At 61.7% G+C, this 17091-nt stretch carries 15 protein-coding genes; 13 read left to right on the forward strand and 2 right to left on the reverse strand.

Translation table 11 applies throughout. The features are described 5' to 3' along the window. Positions 1-77: 77 nt before the first annotated feature. Both HFO71_RS22105 and HFO71_RS22110 read left to right on the forward strand, forming a co-directional pair. The gene (locus HFO71_RS22105) at positions 78-6377 is read left to right on the forward strand and encodes a HAMP domain-containing protein (protein WP_168285878.1); all 6300 of its coding nucleotides are present in this window, start codon (positions 78-80) and stop codon (positions 6375-6377) included. 10 nt (positions 6378-6387) lie between these two features. Next, on the forward strand, positions 6388-8064 hold the full coding sequence (locus HFO71_RS22110) for a response regulator (protein WP_077976904.1): 1677 nt from the start codon (positions 6388-6390) through the stop codon (positions 8062-8064). A gap of 347 nt (positions 8065-8411) precedes the next feature. Here the strand turns inward: HFO71_RS22110 and HFO71_RS22115 are convergent, their stop codons facing one another. Then, positions 8412-8693, reverse strand: a complete 282-nt coding sequence (locus tag HFO71_RS22115; protein WP_131641277.1) for a type II toxin-antitoxin system ParD family antitoxin — start codon at positions 8691-8693, stop codon at positions 8412-8414. A gap of 202 nt (positions 8694-8895) precedes the next feature. Here HFO71_RS22115 and treZ point away from each other — a divergent pair, with 202 nt between their 5' ends. The 11 genes from treZ to HFO71_RS22175 all read left to right on the forward strand — a co-directional run bounded on the left by treZ (position 8896) and on the right by HFO71_RS22175 (position 16008). After that, positions 8896-10665 carry a malto-oligosyltrehalose trehalohydrolase gene (gene treZ / locus HFO71_RS22120; protein WP_131641276.1) on the forward strand — a complete coding sequence of 590 codons (1770 nt, stop codon included), beginning with the start codon at positions 8896-8898 and terminating at the stop codon, positions 10663-10665. A 29-nt stretch (positions 10666-10694) separates the two neighbouring features. Then, positions 10695-12608, forward strand: a complete 1914-nt coding sequence (gene malQ / locus HFO71_RS22125) for a 4-alpha-glucanotransferase (protein WP_077976907.1) — start codon at positions 10695-10697, stop codon at positions 12606-12608. A gap of 308 nt (positions 12609-12916) precedes the next feature. Continuing rightward, positions 12917-13132: a hypothetical protein gene (locus HFO71_RS22135; RefSeq protein WP_077976908.1), complete on the forward strand. Its 216-nt coding sequence runs from the start codon at positions 12917-12919 to the stop codon at positions 13130-13132. Between the two features lie 11 nt (positions 13133-13143). After that, entirely contained in the window at positions 13144-13326 is a 183-nt protein-coding gene (locus HFO71_RS22140) for a hypothetical protein (RefSeq protein ID WP_077976909.1), read from the forward strand. Positions 13327-13335: 9 nt separating this feature from the next. Then, positions 13336-13524, forward strand: coding sequence for a hypothetical protein (locus tag HFO71_RS22145; protein WP_077976910.1), 189 nt, complete (start codon positions 13336-13338; stop codon positions 13522-13524). Positions 13525-13608: 84 nt separating this feature from the next. After that, positions 13609-13770 carry a hypothetical protein gene (locus HFO71_RS22150; RefSeq protein WP_221988419.1) on the forward strand — a complete coding sequence of 54 codons (162 nt, stop codon included), beginning with the start codon at positions 13609-13611 and terminating at the stop codon, positions 13768-13770. A 375-nt stretch (positions 13771-14145) separates the two neighbouring features. Next, the gene (locus HFO71_RS22155; RefSeq protein WP_077976911.1) at positions 14146-14436 is read left to right on the forward strand and encodes a hypothetical protein; all 291 of its coding nucleotides are present in this window, start codon (positions 14146-14148) and stop codon (positions 14434-14436) included. A 41-nt stretch (positions 14437-14477) separates the two neighbouring features. After that, positions 14478-14894: a hypothetical protein gene (locus tag HFO71_RS22160; protein WP_077977056.1), complete on the forward strand. Its 417-nt coding sequence runs from the start codon at positions 14478-14480 to the stop codon at positions 14892-14894. A 63-nt stretch (positions 14895-14957) separates the two neighbouring features. After that, positions 14958-15206, forward strand: a complete 249-nt coding sequence (locus HFO71_RS22165; RefSeq protein ID WP_077976912.1) for a hypothetical protein — start codon at positions 14958-14960, stop codon at positions 15204-15206. 177 nt (positions 15207-15383) lie between these two features. Further along, the gene (locus tag HFO71_RS22170) at positions 15384-15614 is read left to right on the forward strand and encodes a hypothetical protein (RefSeq protein ID WP_025397207.1); all 231 of its coding nucleotides are present in this window, start codon (positions 15384-15386) and stop codon (positions 15612-15614) included. A 133-nt stretch (positions 15615-15747) separates the two neighbouring features. Further along, positions 15748-16008: a hypothetical protein gene (locus HFO71_RS22175; RefSeq protein WP_077976913.1), complete on the forward strand. Its 261-nt coding sequence runs from the start codon at positions 15748-15750 to the stop codon at positions 16006-16008. Between the two features lie 8 nt (positions 16009-16016). Here the strand turns inward: HFO71_RS22175 and HFO71_RS22180 are convergent, their stop codons facing one another. Further along, complete coding sequence (locus tag HFO71_RS22180) at positions 16017-17087, reverse strand: LacI family DNA-binding transcriptional regulator (RefSeq protein WP_131641274.1); 1071 nt, start codon at positions 17085-17087, stop codon at positions 16017-16019. Positions 17088-17091: the final 4 nt, after the last annotated feature.

Genomic DNA, 17091 nt, shown 5'->3' on the forward strand with positions numbered 1-17091 from the left:
TAGGATGGACGCCGGACGGCCCATACCATTTTCTGAGTTGAGCGCTAAATTACCGATCGTCGAAGAGGGGGATTTTCGTGAGCAACCAAACCAGCGAATTCGCGCGCGACAGCGTTGCGGTAGACAGCCTCAATGGGCACGACCCAAAAACGATGGCGTTCGACGACGCCAGCGCGCTTCTGGAAGTCCTCGTCGCGGTCAGGCGCGGCGACTTTTCCGTGCGAATGCGGTCCGACCTGACGGGTCTCACCGGCAAGGTCGCCGATGCCCTCAACGACATCATCGCCGCCAATCAGCGCATGGCCCAGCAGCTCGAGCATGTCGGGCAGGTGGTCGGCCGGGACGGGCGAACGAGCACACGCGTACGCTTCGGCCTGTCGGACGGCTCCTGGTCCGAAATGGAAGGATCGATCAACGGTCTGATCGACGATCTCCTATGGCCGACGACCGCCGTCACGCGCACAATCACAGCGGTCGCCAAGGGAGATCTCTTGCAGACCGTGCCGCTGGATGTCGACGGGCGGCCGCTCAAAGGCGAGTTCCTGCGCTCGGCCGATATCGTCAATACGATGATCAAGCAGCTGAGCGTCTTCACATCGGAAGTGACACGCGTCGCCCGCGAGGTTGGCACGGACGGAAAACTCGGCGGACAGGCGCAGGTTCCGGAAGTGACGGGCGTCTGGAAGGACCTCACCGAAAGCGTGAACTCGATGGCATCGAACCTGACGGCGCAGGTGCGCAACATCGCCGACGTCACGATTGCCGTTGCGAACGGCGACCTTTCCAAGAAGATCACCGTCGATGTACGCGGCGAAATCCTGCAGCTCAAGGAGGCGATCAACACCATGGTCGACCAGCTGAGGTCCTTCGCCTCGGAAGTGACGCGTGTTGCCCGCGAGGTCGGCACCGAAGGCAAACTCGGCGGACAGGCGCTGGTGCCTGGCGTTGCCGGCACCTGGAAGGACCTGACCGACAGCGTCAACGCCATGTGCGGCAACCTGACGGCGCAGGTCCGCAACATTGCCCAGGTGACCACGGCCGTGGCGCGCGGCGACCTGTCGCGCAAGATCACCGTCGACGTCTCGGGCGAAATCCTCGAGCTGAAGGAGACCATCAACACGATGGTCGACCAGCTGAACGGCTTTGCCGGCGAGGTGACGCGCGTGGCGCGTGAAGTCGGCACCGAAGGTCGGCTCGGTGGCCAGGCGCAGGTGCCAGGCGTCGCCGGCACCTGGAAGGACCTCACTGATAACGTCAATTCCATGGCCTCGAACCTGACCGCGCAGGTGCGCAACATTGCCGAGGTCTCGACTGCGATCGCCAATGGCGACCTGTCGAAGAAGATCACGGTGACAGTGTCGGGTGAAATCCTCGAGCTGAAGGAGACGATCAACACGATGGTCGATCAGCTGAACGCCTTCGCTTCAGAAGTGACGCGCGTGGCCCGCGAAGTGGGCACCGAAGGACGGCTCGGCGGCCAGGCCAATGTGCGCGGCGTCGCCGGCACCTGGAAGGATCTGACCGAAAACGTCAATTCGATGGCCGGCAACCTGACGGCGCAGGTCCGCAATATCGCGGACGTCTCGACCGCCATTGCCAATGGCGACCTGTCGAAGAAGATCACCGTCGACGTGAAGGGCGAAATCCTCGAACTGAAAGAAACCATCAACACGATGGTGGACCAGTTAAACGCGTTTGCTTCGGAAGTGACCCGTGTTGCCCGCGAAGTCGGAACGGAGGGCCGGCTCGGCGGCCAAGCTAATGTGCGCGGCGTTGCCGGCACCTGGAAGGACCTGACCGACAGCGTCAACTCCATGGCCTCCAACCTGACCGGGCAGGTGCGCAACATCGCCGAAGTCGCGACCGCCGTCGCCCAAGGAGACCTTTCCAAGAAGATCACCGTCACCGTGTCGGGGGAAATCCTCGAACTGAAAGAGACCATCAACACGATGGTCGATCAGTTGAACGGCTTTGCCGGCGAGGTGACGCGCGTGGCGCGCGAGGTCGGCACCGAAGGGCGGCTCGGCGGCCAGGCGAACGTGCTCGGCGTCGCTGGCACCTGGAAGGACCTGACCGACAGCGTCAATTCCATGGCGGGCAACCTGACGGCGCAGGTGCGCAACATCGCCGAAGTTTCGACCGCGATCGCCAATGGCGACCTGTCGAAGAAAATCACGGTTTCGGTCTCGGGGGAAATCCTTGAGCTCAAGGAAACGCTGAACACCATGGTCGATCAGCTGAACCGCTTCGCTTCCGAAGTCACGCGCGTCGCGCGCGAAGTCGGCACCGAGGGCAAGCTCGGCGGCCAGGCGCAGGTGCCGGGTGTTGCAGGCACCTGGAAGGACCTCACTGAAAACGTCAATTCCATGGCCTCCAACCTCACCGGTCAGGTCAGAAACATCGCCGAAGTCACCACGGCCGTGGCGCGCGGCGACCTGTCGCGCAAGATCACCGTCGACGTGAAGGGGGAAATCCTCGAACTGAAGAACACCATCAATACGATGGTGGACCAGCTCAACGCCTTTGCCGGTGAAGTGACGCGCGTCGCCCGCGAAGTCGGCACCGAAGGCAAGCTCGGCGGCCAGGCGCAGGTGCCTGGTGTCGCCGGCACCTGGAAGGACCTGACCGACAGCGTCAACTCCATGGCCGGCAACCTGACGGCGCAGGTGCGCAACATCGCCGAGGTGGCCACCGCGATCGCCAACGGTGACCTGTCGCGCAAGATCACGGTCGACGTGCGCGGGGAAATCCTGCTCTTGAAGGATACGCTGAATACCATGGTCGATCAGCTTCGCTCCTTTGCCGGCGAAGTGACGCGTGTCGCCCGCGAAGTCGGGACCGATGGCAGGCTCGGCGGCCAGGCCGTCGTTCCCGGTGTCGCCGGCACCTGGAAGGACCTTACAGATAACGTCAACCTGCTCGCCGCCAATCTGACGACCCAGGTTCGAAACATCGCCGAAGTCACGACGGCCGTGGCGCGCGGCGACCTGTCGCGCAAGATCACCGTCGACGTGAAGGGGGAAATCCTCGAACTGAAGAACACCATCAACACGATGGTGGACCAGCTCAACGCCTTTGCCGGCGAAGTGACGCGCGTCGCCCGCGAAGTCGGCACCGAAGGCAAGCTCGGCGGCCAGGCGCAGGTGCCTGGTGTTGCCGGCACATGGAAGGACCTGACCGACACCGTCAACGTCATGGCCGCCAACCTGACCGAGCAGGTCCGCGGCATCGTCAAGGTGGTGACGGCGGTGGCGAACGGCGACCTCAAGCAGAATCTCACCGTCGCATCGAAGGGTGAGGTGGCCGCCCTTGCCGAAACCATCAACAACATGACCAACACGCTCGCGACCTTTGCCGACCAGGTGACCACGGTTGCGCGTGAGGTGGGCGTGGAAGGCCGCCTCGGCGGTCAGGCGAATGTTCCAGGCACCGCGGGAACCTGGAAGGATTTGACTGGCAACGTCAACCTGCTTGCGGCCAACCTGACGACGCAGGTGCGCGCCATCGCCGAGGTGGCGACCGCCGTCACCAAGGGCGACCTGACGCGCTCGATCAAGGTCGACGCGCGCGGCGAAGTGGCCGAGCTCAAGGACAACATCAACACGATGATCGACAACCTCAGGCTCACCACCGAGCGCAACACCGAGCAGGACTGGCTGAAGACCAACCTTGCGCGCTTCACCAACATGCTGCAGGGGCAGCGCGATCTGACGCTGGTCGGCAAGATGCTGCTGTCGGAGCTGGCGCCGCTGGTTGGCGCCCATCAAGGGGTCATCTACCAGGTGGATGCCGACGAGCGGCAGCCGGTCCTGTCGCTGCTCTCGGTCTACGCGAAAGGCGGCGAGGCGGCGCATCCGGCCCGGCTCGAATTCGGCCAGGGACTTGTCGGCCAGTGCGCCAGCGACGCCCGCCGCATCCTGGTCACCGACCTTCCCGACAACGTCGTTCCGATCAGTTCCGGCGTGTTCACGACCCTGCCGAGAAGCGCCATCGTGCTGCCGGTGCATTTCGAAGGGCAGGTGAAGGCGGTGATCGAGCTTGCCTCCGTAGGCGAATTCACCGAATTGCAGCTGTCCTTTCTCGACCAGTTGACGACATCGATTGGCATCGTCCTCAACTCGATCGAAGCGACCATGCAGACCGAAGGCCTGCTCAAACAGTCCCAGCAACTCGCCGCCGAGCTTCAGACGCAGCAGCGCGAGCTGCAGCAGACCAACGAGCAGCTCGGGCAGAAGGCGCAGCAGCTGGAGGAGCGCAACGTCGAAGTCGAGGCGAAGAACCAGGAGATCGAGCAGGCCCGGCGCGCGCTGGAAGAAAAGGCAACCGAGCTGGCGCTGACATCGAAGTACAAATCCGAATTCCTCGCCAACATGTCGCACGAGCTGCGCACGCCTTTGAATTCAATCCTCATTCTCGGCCAGCAGCTGGGGGAAAACCCGGATGGCAACCTCTCGGGCAAGCAGGTCGAGTTTGCAAAGACGATCCACGGGGCAGGCACCGATCTGCTGAACCTGATCAGCGACATCCTCGACCTGTCGAAGATCGAGTCCGGAACGGTCTCGGTCGATGCCGAGGAGATCTCCGTCAGCAACCTGCTCGAAGTCATGGCCCGGCCGTTCCGGCATGAAGCCGAAAATCGCAACCTGTCGTTCGCAGTCGAGGTCGGCGCCGATATCACGAAGAGCATCATCACGGATTCGAAGCGCCTGCAGCAGATCCTCAAGAACCTGCTGTCGAACGCCTTCAAATTCACCGCACAGGGCGGTGTGACGCTTCGCGTCGCATCGGCAACGAGCGGCTGGTCGTCCGACCATCCCTCGCTCAAACACGCGCCTTCGGTCATCGCCTTCGAAGTCGTCGATACCGGCATCGGCATACCACCTGAAAAACAGCGCATCATTTTCGAGGCGTTCCAGCAGGCGGATGCCTCCACAAGCCGCAAATATGGCGGCACCGGCCTTGGCCTGGCGATCAGCCGCGAACTGGCAAACCTGCTCGGTGGCGAGATCCAGTTGCGCAGCACCCCTGGTGTCGGCAGCACCTTCGTTCTCTACCTGCCGCTCACCTATGTCGGCGCCGGCGCGGTTGCGCCGAAGGCCGTTCCGCCGGCAAATGTCGTGGAATTCGCCGAGGCGGCAGCAAACCGCCGCGCCGAAAAGCCGGCTGAACATGTCGAAGACGATCGCCATCAGATAGCGGCCGGCGACTCGGTGCTGCTCGTCGTCGAGGACGATGCGCATTACGCCCGCGTCCTGGTGGATCTTGCCCGCGACAATGGATTCAAGGTTCTGGTGGCGATGCGCGGCAGCGATGCGCTCGCACTCGCGCAGGACTACAGGCCGGCAGCGATCTCGCTCGACATCTTTCTGCCTGACATGCTCGGCTGGACGGTGCTGAGCCAGCTCAAGCAGAATCCGCAGACGCGGCATATTCCGGTCCAGATCATCAGCCTCGACGAGGATCGTCAGCACGGGCTGACCCGCGGCGCCTTCGCCTTCATGAGCAAGCCGACGACGCCGGAAGGCCTCGGCAAGGCGCTGTCGCGATTGAAGGCCTATGCACAACCGCGCCGCAAGCATCTGCTGCTCGTGGAAGACAACGAAGCCGAGCGTCTGAGTGTCACCGCCCTTCTCGGATATGACGACATCGATATCACCAGCGTCGGCTCCGGATCCGAGGCTCTCGCCGCCCTTCGGCAGAATTCCGCCGACTGCGTGGTGCTCGACCTTTCCCTTCCCGACATGTCCGGCTTCGACGTGCTGGAGCAGATACGCGACGACGCCGAGATCGGCGAGGTGCCGGTGGTCGTGTTCACCGGCCGGGAGCTTTCCGCCGAGGAAGACGCGGCGCTGCACAGCATGGCGCGCAGCGTCGTGGTGAAGGGGGTGGAGTCGCCCGAACGTCTCCTGGATGAGACGGCTCTGTTCCTGCACCGGGTGGTCGCCGACCTGCCGGCCGCAAAGCAGGCGACGCTGCAGGAACTGCACAGCTCGGACGAGGATCTGGTCGGCGAGACCGTGCTGCTCGTCGACGACGACGCCCGAAACATCTTCGCGCTGAGCAGCGTTCTCGAACGCCGGGGAATGAAAGTCCTGACCGCGACGACCGGCAGTGAAGCCATCGACGTCATCAACAACGAACCCTCTGTGGCGATCGTGCTGATGGACATCATGATGCCTGGAATGGACGGCTACGAGACGATGCAGGTCATCCGTTCGGAGCCCCGGTTCCGGCGGTTGCCGATCGTGGCGCTAACGGCGAAGGCAATGAAGGGCGACCGCGAGAAATGCCTGGAAGCGGGCGCGTCCGACTATCTGGCGAAGCCGGTCAATACCGAACAGCTTCTGTCGGCTCTTCGCATGTGGCTGCATCGCTGAGGATCTGGCCATGAACCCCGTCAACATCCTCCTCGTCGACGACCAGCCGGCAAAGCTCCTGAGTTACGAGGTCATCCTCGAAGAGCTCGAGGAAAACCTCATCAAGGCGCAATCCGCTCGCGAAGCTTTCGAACATCTGTTGCGCACCGAAATCGCGGTGATCCTCGTCGATGTCTGCATGCCCGAACAGGACGGGTTCGAACTCGTCAGCATGATCCGGCAGCATCCGCGCTATCAGAACACGCCGATCATCTTCGTCTCCGCCGTCATGCTGGCGGAACCCGACCGGCTGCGCGGCTATGCGGTGGGCGCGGTGGACTACGTTTCCGTCCCGATCGTCCCCGAGGTGCTGAGAGCCAAGGTGCGGGTCTTTGCCGATCTTTACAGGAAGACGAGGGAACTCGAACGCCTGAACGCCGAGCTGGAGGCCCGCGTTCACCAGCGCACCGCTGAGCTCGAGGCCTCGGCAGCGCAGTTGCGTGAGCTCAATGAGGAACTCGAGCACCGGATCGATCAACGGACGCGGGAGCGCGAAGAGGCGCTTGCGCAGCTGTTCGAGGCGCAGAAGCTCGACACGATCGGCCATCTGACGGGTGGCGTGGCCCACGACTTCAATAACCTCTTGATGGCAGTTCTCGGCAGCCTCAACCTTCTGAAGAAGCGGCTTCCTGCCGATGAACGCAGTGAACGCCTGGTGACGAATGCGATCCAGGCGGCCGAGCGCGGCACCGCGCTCACCCAGCGCCTGCTTGCCTTCGCACGCCGCCAGGAGCTCAAGCCGCAGGCGGTCGACTTCTTCAGGCTGTTCGAAAACGTCGAGGATCTTCTCGCCAAGGCGGTGGGGCCGCGCATCGAAATCCGCAAAAGCATCCCGGCGGATCTGGCACCCCTTCTGGTCGACAGCAACCAGTTGGAACTGGCGCTGCTCAACCTGTTCGTCAATGCGAGGGATGCGCTCGAAAGCGGCGGAGCCGTGACGGTTGCCGCGGCGGTAGCCGAAGACGCCCGGCCGGCCGGGCTCGCGGGCGGAAATTACATCAGGATATCGGTGTCGGACGATGGCGAGGGGATGGACGAGGCAACGGTCTCGCGTGCCGCCGAACCGTTTTTCACCACCAAAGGGGTCGGCAAGGGCACCGGCCTCGGCCTGTCGATGGTGCATGGCCTGGCGGCGCAATCCGGCGGCTCTATCCAGATATCGAGCGTCAGGGGCAAGGGCACGACCGTTTCCCTATGGCTGCCCGTTGCCGAAACCTTCGTCAAGGTGCAGCCGGCCGTCGAGCCTCCGGCAATGGAGGCTTTGAAACCGGCGTCGCGGCCGCTTGCCATTCTGGTCGTCGACGACGATGCGCTTGTCAGGACCGGAACCGTGGCGATGCTGGAGGATCTCGGGCACCTGCCGCAGGAAGCGTCTTCCGCCTCCCAGGCTTTGGAATTCTTTGCCGACGGGCAGGGTTGCGATCTCGTCATCACCGATCATGCCATGCCGGGCATGACGGGCGCCGAGCTTGCGCGTCACCTTCGCTCCTCCTTTCCAGGCCTGCCCATCATCCTGGCCTCGGGCTATGCCGAGTTTTCCGAAGACCATGGTCTCGGCCGGATGCTGCGGATGAAGAAGCCATTCACGCAGGAACAGCTTCAGACAGCGATGGATCAGGCGCTCTCGGGCAAAGTCGCGGCGGCTTGATCGAAGTGGGGATGTACCGGGCGTATTGCGTTCTGGGCCGGCTCTAACTCTCGTCGCTTTCAAACCGCTGCCCGGCATAGAGGATGCGGAGAACAACAACCTCGGTGGGCTCAACCACGAACGCCACGCTTACACGGCGCTCGAAACCGACAATGCGTGACCCGGGTCGGACATGATCGCGGACGCTGCCGCGCTCAGGGTGCGTTTCGAATCCACTTACAAAGGTCTTGATGCGGGCCACGTAATCGCGGGCGACGATAGAAGATGCGGATGTCTTGCGGACGAAATTGTAGATACCGCCAAATCCAATTCCGCCTCATCAGTGAGGCGGATACTATAGCGCTTCATCAATCTTCTTCCCGATCGATTTCCTCCATGCGCGCTTCGAGGCGCTTCCAGACCTCATCGAGGGGCTTGGCCTTGGTGGGATCGGCCTTGTAGGCATCATAGGTGGCCGCAACTTCTGTTTGCAGCCAATGCTCGACGGCATTCTCGCGTTCCTGCAAAGCCCGAAGTCCCTCGCGTATGACTTCGCTCTCCGAGGCGTAATCACCGTTAGACACCCGCTGTTTAACGCGCTTCGCCATTTCCACGGGCAACGTGATGCTCATTTGTTGCGTCGAACGCATCGACTACACTCCTATTTGTTGCAGGTTTATAGCACGTGATAGGATAAAATCCTACTCCGGATAGGATGGAATCATACTCTTCGGGTATGTGCCGGCGGGGCACCTCGCGACGGTGGCCGCTCTTGCGCTCTCCGTGCCTGCGAAACTTTTTGCCCTGACAAAAGTTACCTAGATCCTATCCCCATTTCATCGAAGGCTTCCTTTGACCAAAATGACGTTCGGCCCCGCATTCACCGAAGAGGGCATTCTGTTTCGCCTCTGGGCTCCCCTGCATGAAAGCGTGTCGCTGAATCTCGAAGGCGCTGATCCGCGGCCGATGCAGGCGGCCGAAGGCGGCTGGCATCATTATACGGTCGCCGACGCTCGTCCCGGCACGCGTTACCGCTTCGTCCTGCCGGACGGTCTTGAAATTCCCGATCCCGCCTCGCGGTTTCAGCCGCAGGATGTGCACGGGCCGAGCGAAGCAGTCGACCTTTCCCTCTATCGCTGGAAGAGAGGCGATTGGACCGGACGGCCTTGGGAAGAGATGGTGATCTACGAGATGCATATCGGCTGCTTCACGCCGGAGGGTACTTTCAAGGCCGCGATCGAGCGGCTCGACCATCTGCAGGCGCTGGGCGTTACGGCGCTGCAGATCATGCCGCTGAGTGAATTTTCCGGCCGTTACAGCTGGGGTTATGATGGCGTGCTTCCCTATGCTCCAGACAGCAGCTATGGCCGGCCGGAAGATTTCATGGCGCTGGTGGACGCTGCGCACCAGCGCGGCATCTCGGTTTTCCTGGACGTGGTCTACAATCACTTCGGGCCTGATGGGAACTATATCCCCGCCTATGCGCCGCTCTTTACCGACCATCACAAGACGCCCTGGGGCAACGGCATCAACTACGATGGCGACGGATCGGAGATGATCCGCGAGTTCATCATCCAGAATGCCATCTACTGGATCACTGAGTTCAGGCTCGACGGTTTCCGCTTCGATGCCGTTCACGCCATCAAGGATGACAGCGCCGAGCATCTGCTTCACGCGCTTGCCCGCCGCGTCAGAGCCGCGGCCGGCGACCGGCATGTTCATCTGATCGTCGAAAACGAGGAGAACGACAGCGACCTGTTGACGCGTGACGAAAACGGGGAAGTGAAGCTGTTCACCGCTCAGTGGAACGACGACGTGCACCATGTTCTGCATATCACGGCCACCGGCGAAACCTTCGGCTATTATGCCGATTACGCAGGTGACGCCGGCAAGCTCGGCCGGGCGCTGGCGGAAGGCTTCGTCTTTCAGGGGGAACACATGCCCTACCGCGGCGCAAGCCGCGGCAGGCCGAGCGGCCATCTCCCGCCCACCGCTTTCATTTCCTTCATTCAGAACCATGACCAGATCGGCAACAGGGCGCTGGGGGATCGGGTTCTGGCTTCGAGCCCTGCTGATGTTGTCAAGACTGTCGCCGCCATCTATCTGCTGGCGCCGGAGATCCCGATGCTGTTCATGGGGGAGGAATGGGGTGCCAGAGAGCCTTTCCCCTTCTTCTGCGATTTCGACGAGGATTTGAACGAGAAGGTCAGGAAAGGCCGTCGCGAGGAGCTTTCCCGTCTCCCGGGCTTCGACGCCGACGACCTTCTCGACCCGACGGCGCCATCGACCTTCGCCGCCGCCAAGCTGGACTGGTCGAAACTCGCCTCTTCCGAGGTCCTTGATTTTTACAGGGCGCTTCTCGACCTCCGGCACCGCAGGATCGTGCCTTTGCTGAAAGGCGCTGGCGCCGGGAACGCGGTCTATCGCTCGGCGGGAACTGCGCTCGCGGTGGATTGGACCCTGGCGCAAAACCGGCGTCTTCATCTGCACGCCAACCTCGGCGCCGAGGCGGCGCCGCTAGTCTCGCAACGAGATGACGGCGAGACGATCTTCCGTCTTGGCGCCAGCGACGGTGGCAATCTCGCGCCCTGGACGGTGATCTGGAGCATCGGCGAGGCTTGATGGCGCGCTGATAGGAAGGCGATCGAACGATGAAATCTGCTGAGCTCGAGAAGCTCGCCCGCCGGCACGGCATCAGCCTGACCAGGCCCAGTCCCGACAATCGGGAGGTGGCGATATCAGGCGAGACCAAACGCAAGATCCTCCAGGCACTGAAGATCGACTTGCCGGCAGCGGCCGATCCCGGGAACGGCGCGCCGCGGCGGGAGCTCAAGCCGGCGGCTAAGAAGATCGCCAGGTCATTTCTGCCGGATTTCCTTTCCGGCACGCGGGTTTGGGGCGTGAGCCTGCAGCTTTACGAACTCCGTTCGGCGCGCAACTGGGGCATAGGAGATTTCGAAGATTTGTCGGATATGGCGGATCTCGCGGGATCGCTGGGCGCCGACTTCATCGGCCTCACCCCGCTTCACGCGCCGTTTCTCGCCGATCCCGACCGTTGCAGCCCCTATGAGCCCTCGAGCCGCCAGCATCTCAACCCGCTCTATATCGCGATCGACCGGGTGCCGGGTTTTGCCTCCAGCCCCGAACTCGAACAGCAATGGACCAACCTTCGCCAGACCGATCTCGTCGACTACATTGGCGTCGCACAGATAAAGCTGAGGGCCCTACGCGATCTCTGGCCGGCCTGGCGACAGCGCAGCGTGATCGACGGCGCCTATGATCCGGCCGATTTCGATGCCTTCGCCGCGCAAGGCGGAAACAGCCTGCGGCTGCACGCACTTTTCGAATGCCTCTCATTTTCCATGGTCGAGCGCGGGGCAGGCGCCGGCTGGCACCGTTGGCCGGCCGATTTCCAGCGCTTCGATAGCGCCGCCGTCGCCGAATTCGAGCGTGGACACGCGGACGATGTCCGTTTCCACATGTGGCTGCAATGGCTCGCCCACCGGCAGCTGACGCAGGCGGCGGACCGGGCGCGGAAGGCCGGCCTGCGGATCGGGCTCTATCTCGATCTAGCCGTCGGGGAGGCGGTCGACGGCTCGGCGACATGGAGCGAGCCGGATACCTATATCTCGAAGGCCACCATCGGCAGTCCACCCGATCCATTCGCCGTCGACGGGCAGGACTGGCACCTTGCCGGATACTTGCCTTCCGCGATCGCGGCAGGAGAAATGTCGCCTTTCCGCCGCATGGTGAGCGCTGCCATGCGATATGCGGGCGCCATCCGCATCGACCACGCCGCAGCACTTCGCCGCCTCTTCCTGGTGCCATTGGGCAGCAGGCCGGACGGTGGCGCCTATGTCCGCTATCCTGAGGAGGCGCTTCTGCAGATCCTCGCAGAAGTGTCCGCCGAGCATCGGTGCCTGGTTATCGGTGAAGACCTGGGACTGATCCCCAAGGGATTGCAGGACGATCTGGCGGCGGCCCACATTCTCTCCTACCGCATCCTTTCCTATGAACAGGACGAGAAGGGCTTCAAGCCGGCGGACGTCTATCCCGTTCTGGCTTTGGCCTGCATTTCGACGCACGACCACCAGACCCTTGCCGGCTGGTGGCGCGGCGCCGACATTCAGGCCCGGTGCGACCACGGCATCGTGCCGCCAGATCTTACCGAAAGACATCTCGAACACCGTAAGCGCGAGCGGAGCAGCCTAAAAGCGGCGCTCAAGACGGCCGACCTCGACCTGCCCGCCGGGCTTACCGCGCGGGCAAGTCGCGAAACGCTGCGGGAACTGACCGTCAGCGCCTATCGCTTCATTGCCAGGACTCCGTCGCTTCTCGTTGCCGTCCGCCTTGCTGATCTCACCGATGAGAAAAAGCCGACCAATATCCCAGGCACGAGCGACAGCTATCCGAACTGGAGGCCGAAGCTGTCGGTGTTGCTCGAGGATATGACGTCGAGCCCGCTACTCGAGCGCGTAACGGCGGCGATGCGAGAAGAAAGGCCACAAAATCGATTGGGGAGGGAACGACTGGAAGGCGGGCGGATTCTGAATAGGCAAGGATAAGGATCGTCGAGATGATTTCTAAGAAACAGCTGGTCGAAGTCGCCGTGGATACCGAAGAAGAGCGAGTCGCGCTGGGGATCATGAACGCCAAACAGGCGCTCGCGTTTTCCTGATGATCTCGATGTGGAGGTTTCGCATCCCGATCCGGGCAAAACCGATCGTTTCATTCACAAGGACGAACTGCACCGGCGTCTGGACAAATCGTAGGAAAGCCCGCCCTTTTCGCTTCCGCTGTCGCGGATTTCTCTTTCAGGCGGAACCTCCGCGGCTTTGGATTGTTTGACCTGATAACCGAAGGGAGAAAGACCATGGCACATGCCGACCGGAAACATATTGGCGCCGGCGCGAAAGGAAAGCGCGATGGCAGCGGCGCGATGACGGACCTCAACGACGAGCAGGTTCCCGAAAATGCGGTCCTTTCGAACCGTGACAAGACGCAGCACTCCAAGGAGCGCGGCCTCGACGGCAAGTCAATTCAAACCGAACAATATTCGGATCACAGCTCCAATCGAGATCCAGACTGAGGAGAGGCGCGATGAGCAGCAGGTTACCCCCTGTTCCAGCCGAAAATGCCAGCAGTAAGGGTGCAGGCAAGCCGGTAAAGACCAACGCAGAGGATGCCGTGACGGCAAGCGGCGGCGAGAATCCCGACAAGAAGGGCCAGCAAGGAAACACCAAGATCAACACGACCCATCAGGGTTACCAGCAAGACCGGTAGGAGGCACCGATGTCTACATCGAAGAAGAGCCCGTCGACCATCCGTCAGGGCGGCCCCGGCGCGTCGCATGAGAACGCCAAGGCTCCGCTCGAAATTCCGAAGCCGCCGGCGGAGCCGGACAGGCGCACGCAAAGCAAGGTCTCCGGCGGTGGGGGTGAGCATGATCGCCACCACAGCCACGACCCGCAGCGAAAGTGAGGGGCAGGCGTAGCGGCGGAATTTGATCAGCCGAAGGCATGAGGTCCTTCCGCATCACATGACCAACATGATGGAACACAGACCATGACGACCGCATTCATTATTGTTGCATTGGCTCTCATCGTTGTCTTCGCCGGCCCGACATTGTTGTTTATCTGTGTCGGCTATGCCGATTATATGCTTGAGCGGCGCAAACATCTGATTGCGCTGAAGCACGCTGTGAAGCGTCGCAGCGATGAGCTTTAGCGGCTGCGGCTGACGCCACTGCCGACTCGGTCCTGGCGCCAGCACCGCCGGGACGCTCATGCTGCGTGCGGATGTTCTTCCTGCGGGTCCCTTGTTCAAACCCTATTCTTTCATCGATACAATTCTTGATCTGACCCCGCTGACAAGTCCCAGCGCCTTGGCGCCCTTACGAATTGTAGATTGCTCTGTGCCAGTCAGGACCCTGCAACAGCGTATCTCCGTTCTACCAAGCTACGCGATGACGTGGTTGTTCCGGTTCAATCGGGGCTCGCCTGTCTCATGTCTCCGGCAAATTCTGGAACAATGTCCCTCAACCCTGGTTACCTTGGCGAAAGGCGAGCAACACCCGAGGGACAGGAAGCAGTGAAGGTTCCGATGCAGCTAAGGATAGGATTTGCGCTGGTTTTCGCGCTTGTGTTGACAAGCTGTACGACCAGTGCAGGCGGTTATTCGTCGTCAGGCCTCGCTCCTATTCCTGGCAGCATCACTTATGGTGGCCAGCCCCGCACCAAGCTGACAAAGTCGCCCGCAGGCTCGTCCTTCCCGCACACCTTCACCGATCAATGGGGACGCGAGGTTGAGGAAATCTACGTCATCCGACCCGACAGGAGCTTGCTTATCGCGCAGCGCCATTACCGCCCGGTTTTCTCGCTCGACGACGACTAAACGAGCAGTTTCCACTTGAGAGATTAGGAAGGAGAATGATCATGCCGCCCCGCAAGAGCGCAGAAACGAAAACACTCGACACCACGGGAGCCAAAATTGGCGAGCCGGTGCCGAAGGCCATCATTGATACAAATACCGCCTCCGTCGGCGTTCCACGGCAGGCAGCGTCCGATCTGCACGAAGACCTGAGCGCGTTGCGAAAACAAATCGACGCGCTCCAGCAGCGAGTGGCAACCGCCGCCCGATCGGCCAAGGGGAATGCCGACGACGCAATGCGCCAGACGCAGGCGGCGGTGAAGCGTCATCCAGTCTCGACATTGGTCGCGGTGGCGGCTGTATGCGGCGCGTTTGCGCTTATCCTCGCCGGACGTCGTGCGGAGCCGCCGCGGCGCTATCTTTATCGGTCTGCACTGGACGAATTGCGCGACCTCTATGACTCGGTCCGCGACCGGCTCTAACAAGATTTCAGGATTGCGAGAATCATCAATATGCCCGACGCTCCATCATCAGCGAGGGATTACATGTTCGATATTATCGTGAGAAGTGCACTTGATATCGTTGGGCAGACGGAGCGTCTGATTGAGGCAATGCGGCGGATGCTGCAGAGTGAAGAGTTTGACGAGGTAGAAGTGTACGAACTCGACTATGAGATTGAGCGACTCGGAGACGTTGTTTTCAACGTGGACGAGGCCGTCCGCTCGCTTGTCCGCTCCGTCGAATATTCGCTAAAAGGTGCCCACGTGCACGCAATCTGCAGAACGTTGCACTGACGGCTAATCGCCAGCCTTCCGACCGACGGCTACGAGACCCGCGGCCTGGATTTGAATATCTCGATTCTGCGTGTCACGCCGATGTCACGCGACCGTCGCAGCAATATGTGCTTGATAGGCGCCGTTGGGCTCAGCCATCGGTCGGGCCGAAATTTCTATTGTTGCTGAGGCATCGCGATGACCTTGAAAACCACCGGGCCGGAAATTGGCCCCGACGAATTCATTTTTCCGGTTCACACCCGAACGATCGCACAGATCAGGTACGATATTCTCAACCAGGTCATGACCGTGGTCTATCACGACGGTCGTTCGCGTACCACTAGTGGCATCCAGGGCCCCGCAATGCTGAGGATTCTTGCCCAGCGTCCAGTGGAGCGCTCTCCGTTTCTATTGCAGACCGTCATCTGACGCGGGAAAGACATCATCGACCCTTTTCGGTTGGATACGAACCAGCTTCCGCGGGTTAAATCACCATAGTCGTGCATCCATTTCCCGCGGTCTGCGTTCACCTCTAACTGCCAGACACATGGAGGGAACGCCGATGACCTTTCCACCACCGAAGACCGAATTCCCCGCGCAGCGCTTCGAAGAGGCGACCGCTGCCGCACGCGACGCTTTGGAACGGGTGATCGCAGCTGCCAATGAAGCGGGATGGGGCACCGAAGAAATCACCGCGGCACTGCTTAAGGCCGCGCAGTTTCTGAGCGATGCCAACAAGAGAGATCCCGATCCGGCCGACGACCCCTCAATCAGCGATGCACCCGCCAGGGAGCAGATTGGTCATGGCGAGCTCTACGATTAGCCTGGATCTCACCGGCCGATCGTCGCGACGGAGCCGCGCAAGACGAGGCTCGTGCTGACGCGCAGGCGTTCGACGGCAAGAGGGGTGCGTTCGATACGGGCGATGAGCCGCTCGCCGGCGAGCTTGCCCATCTCGTAGACGCGCTGGTCGACGATGGTGATCGGCGGAACGGTGACGCTGGTCCAGTCGGCGTCGAGAAACGAAATCATCGAGACGTCCTTGGGGATCGACAGGCCGAGCGATTGCAGCGATTTGAAGATCCGCAAGCCCACGAGGCTGTCTGAAGCCAGCAGTGCCGTCGGCGGAGCACTGTCGGAGAGCAGGCGTTTGATCACGCCGTCCGTCTGTTGCTGGTCCGTGGCGCCGAGCCTGATATAATGAAGAGGGTTCGGCAAACCCGCCTCTGTCAGGACGCTGACAAAACCTTCGACGCGTTCGCGCACGGCGGAATTCGAGATTCGCCCGATATCGGTGAACCCGCCGCCCTCGGCATCCATGGCAGAGACGTAGGCGAGGCGGCGATGTCCTTGCTCCATCAGGTGCCGGGTCGCGGTGATGGCCGCATCCCGGTCGTCGCCGGTCACGGCGTCGACATCGAGTTCAGGGATGGCCCGGTCGAACAGGACGAGCGGAACCCCGGCACGGCGGACGTGCTGGAGATGATCGATACTGTCGCAGCGGGCCGGCGTGACGATCAGGCCATCGACGCGTTTGCCGATAAGGAGGTCGACGGCTGATTTTTCCGCATCGAACTCTTCACCCGAATTCGCGATGATGACGTTGAAGCCCGCAAGACGGGCCGCATCGCTGATGCCGCGCACAGCCAGGCTGAAGAAAGCGTTTTCGATATCGCCGACCACGACCCCGATGATGCCGGATCTTCCGGTGCTCATGCTTCGGGCGAGTTCGTTCGGGCGGTATTCGAGGGCGGCCGCCGCCGCAATGACCTGATCTGTGATCTTGGCACTGACCACGCCGTAGCCGCCGAGCACGCGGGCGGCCGTCGCCTTCGAGACCTTTGCGGCCTTCGCGACGTCGGCGACCGTGACTGCACGTTTCGGATGAGCGGAATCTTCCATGGAC

It is taken from the genome of Rhizobium laguerreae (assembly GCF_019778565.1).
GTDB lineage: Bacteria > Pseudomonadota > Alphaproteobacteria > Rhizobiales > Rhizobiaceae > Rhizobium > Rhizobium laguerreae.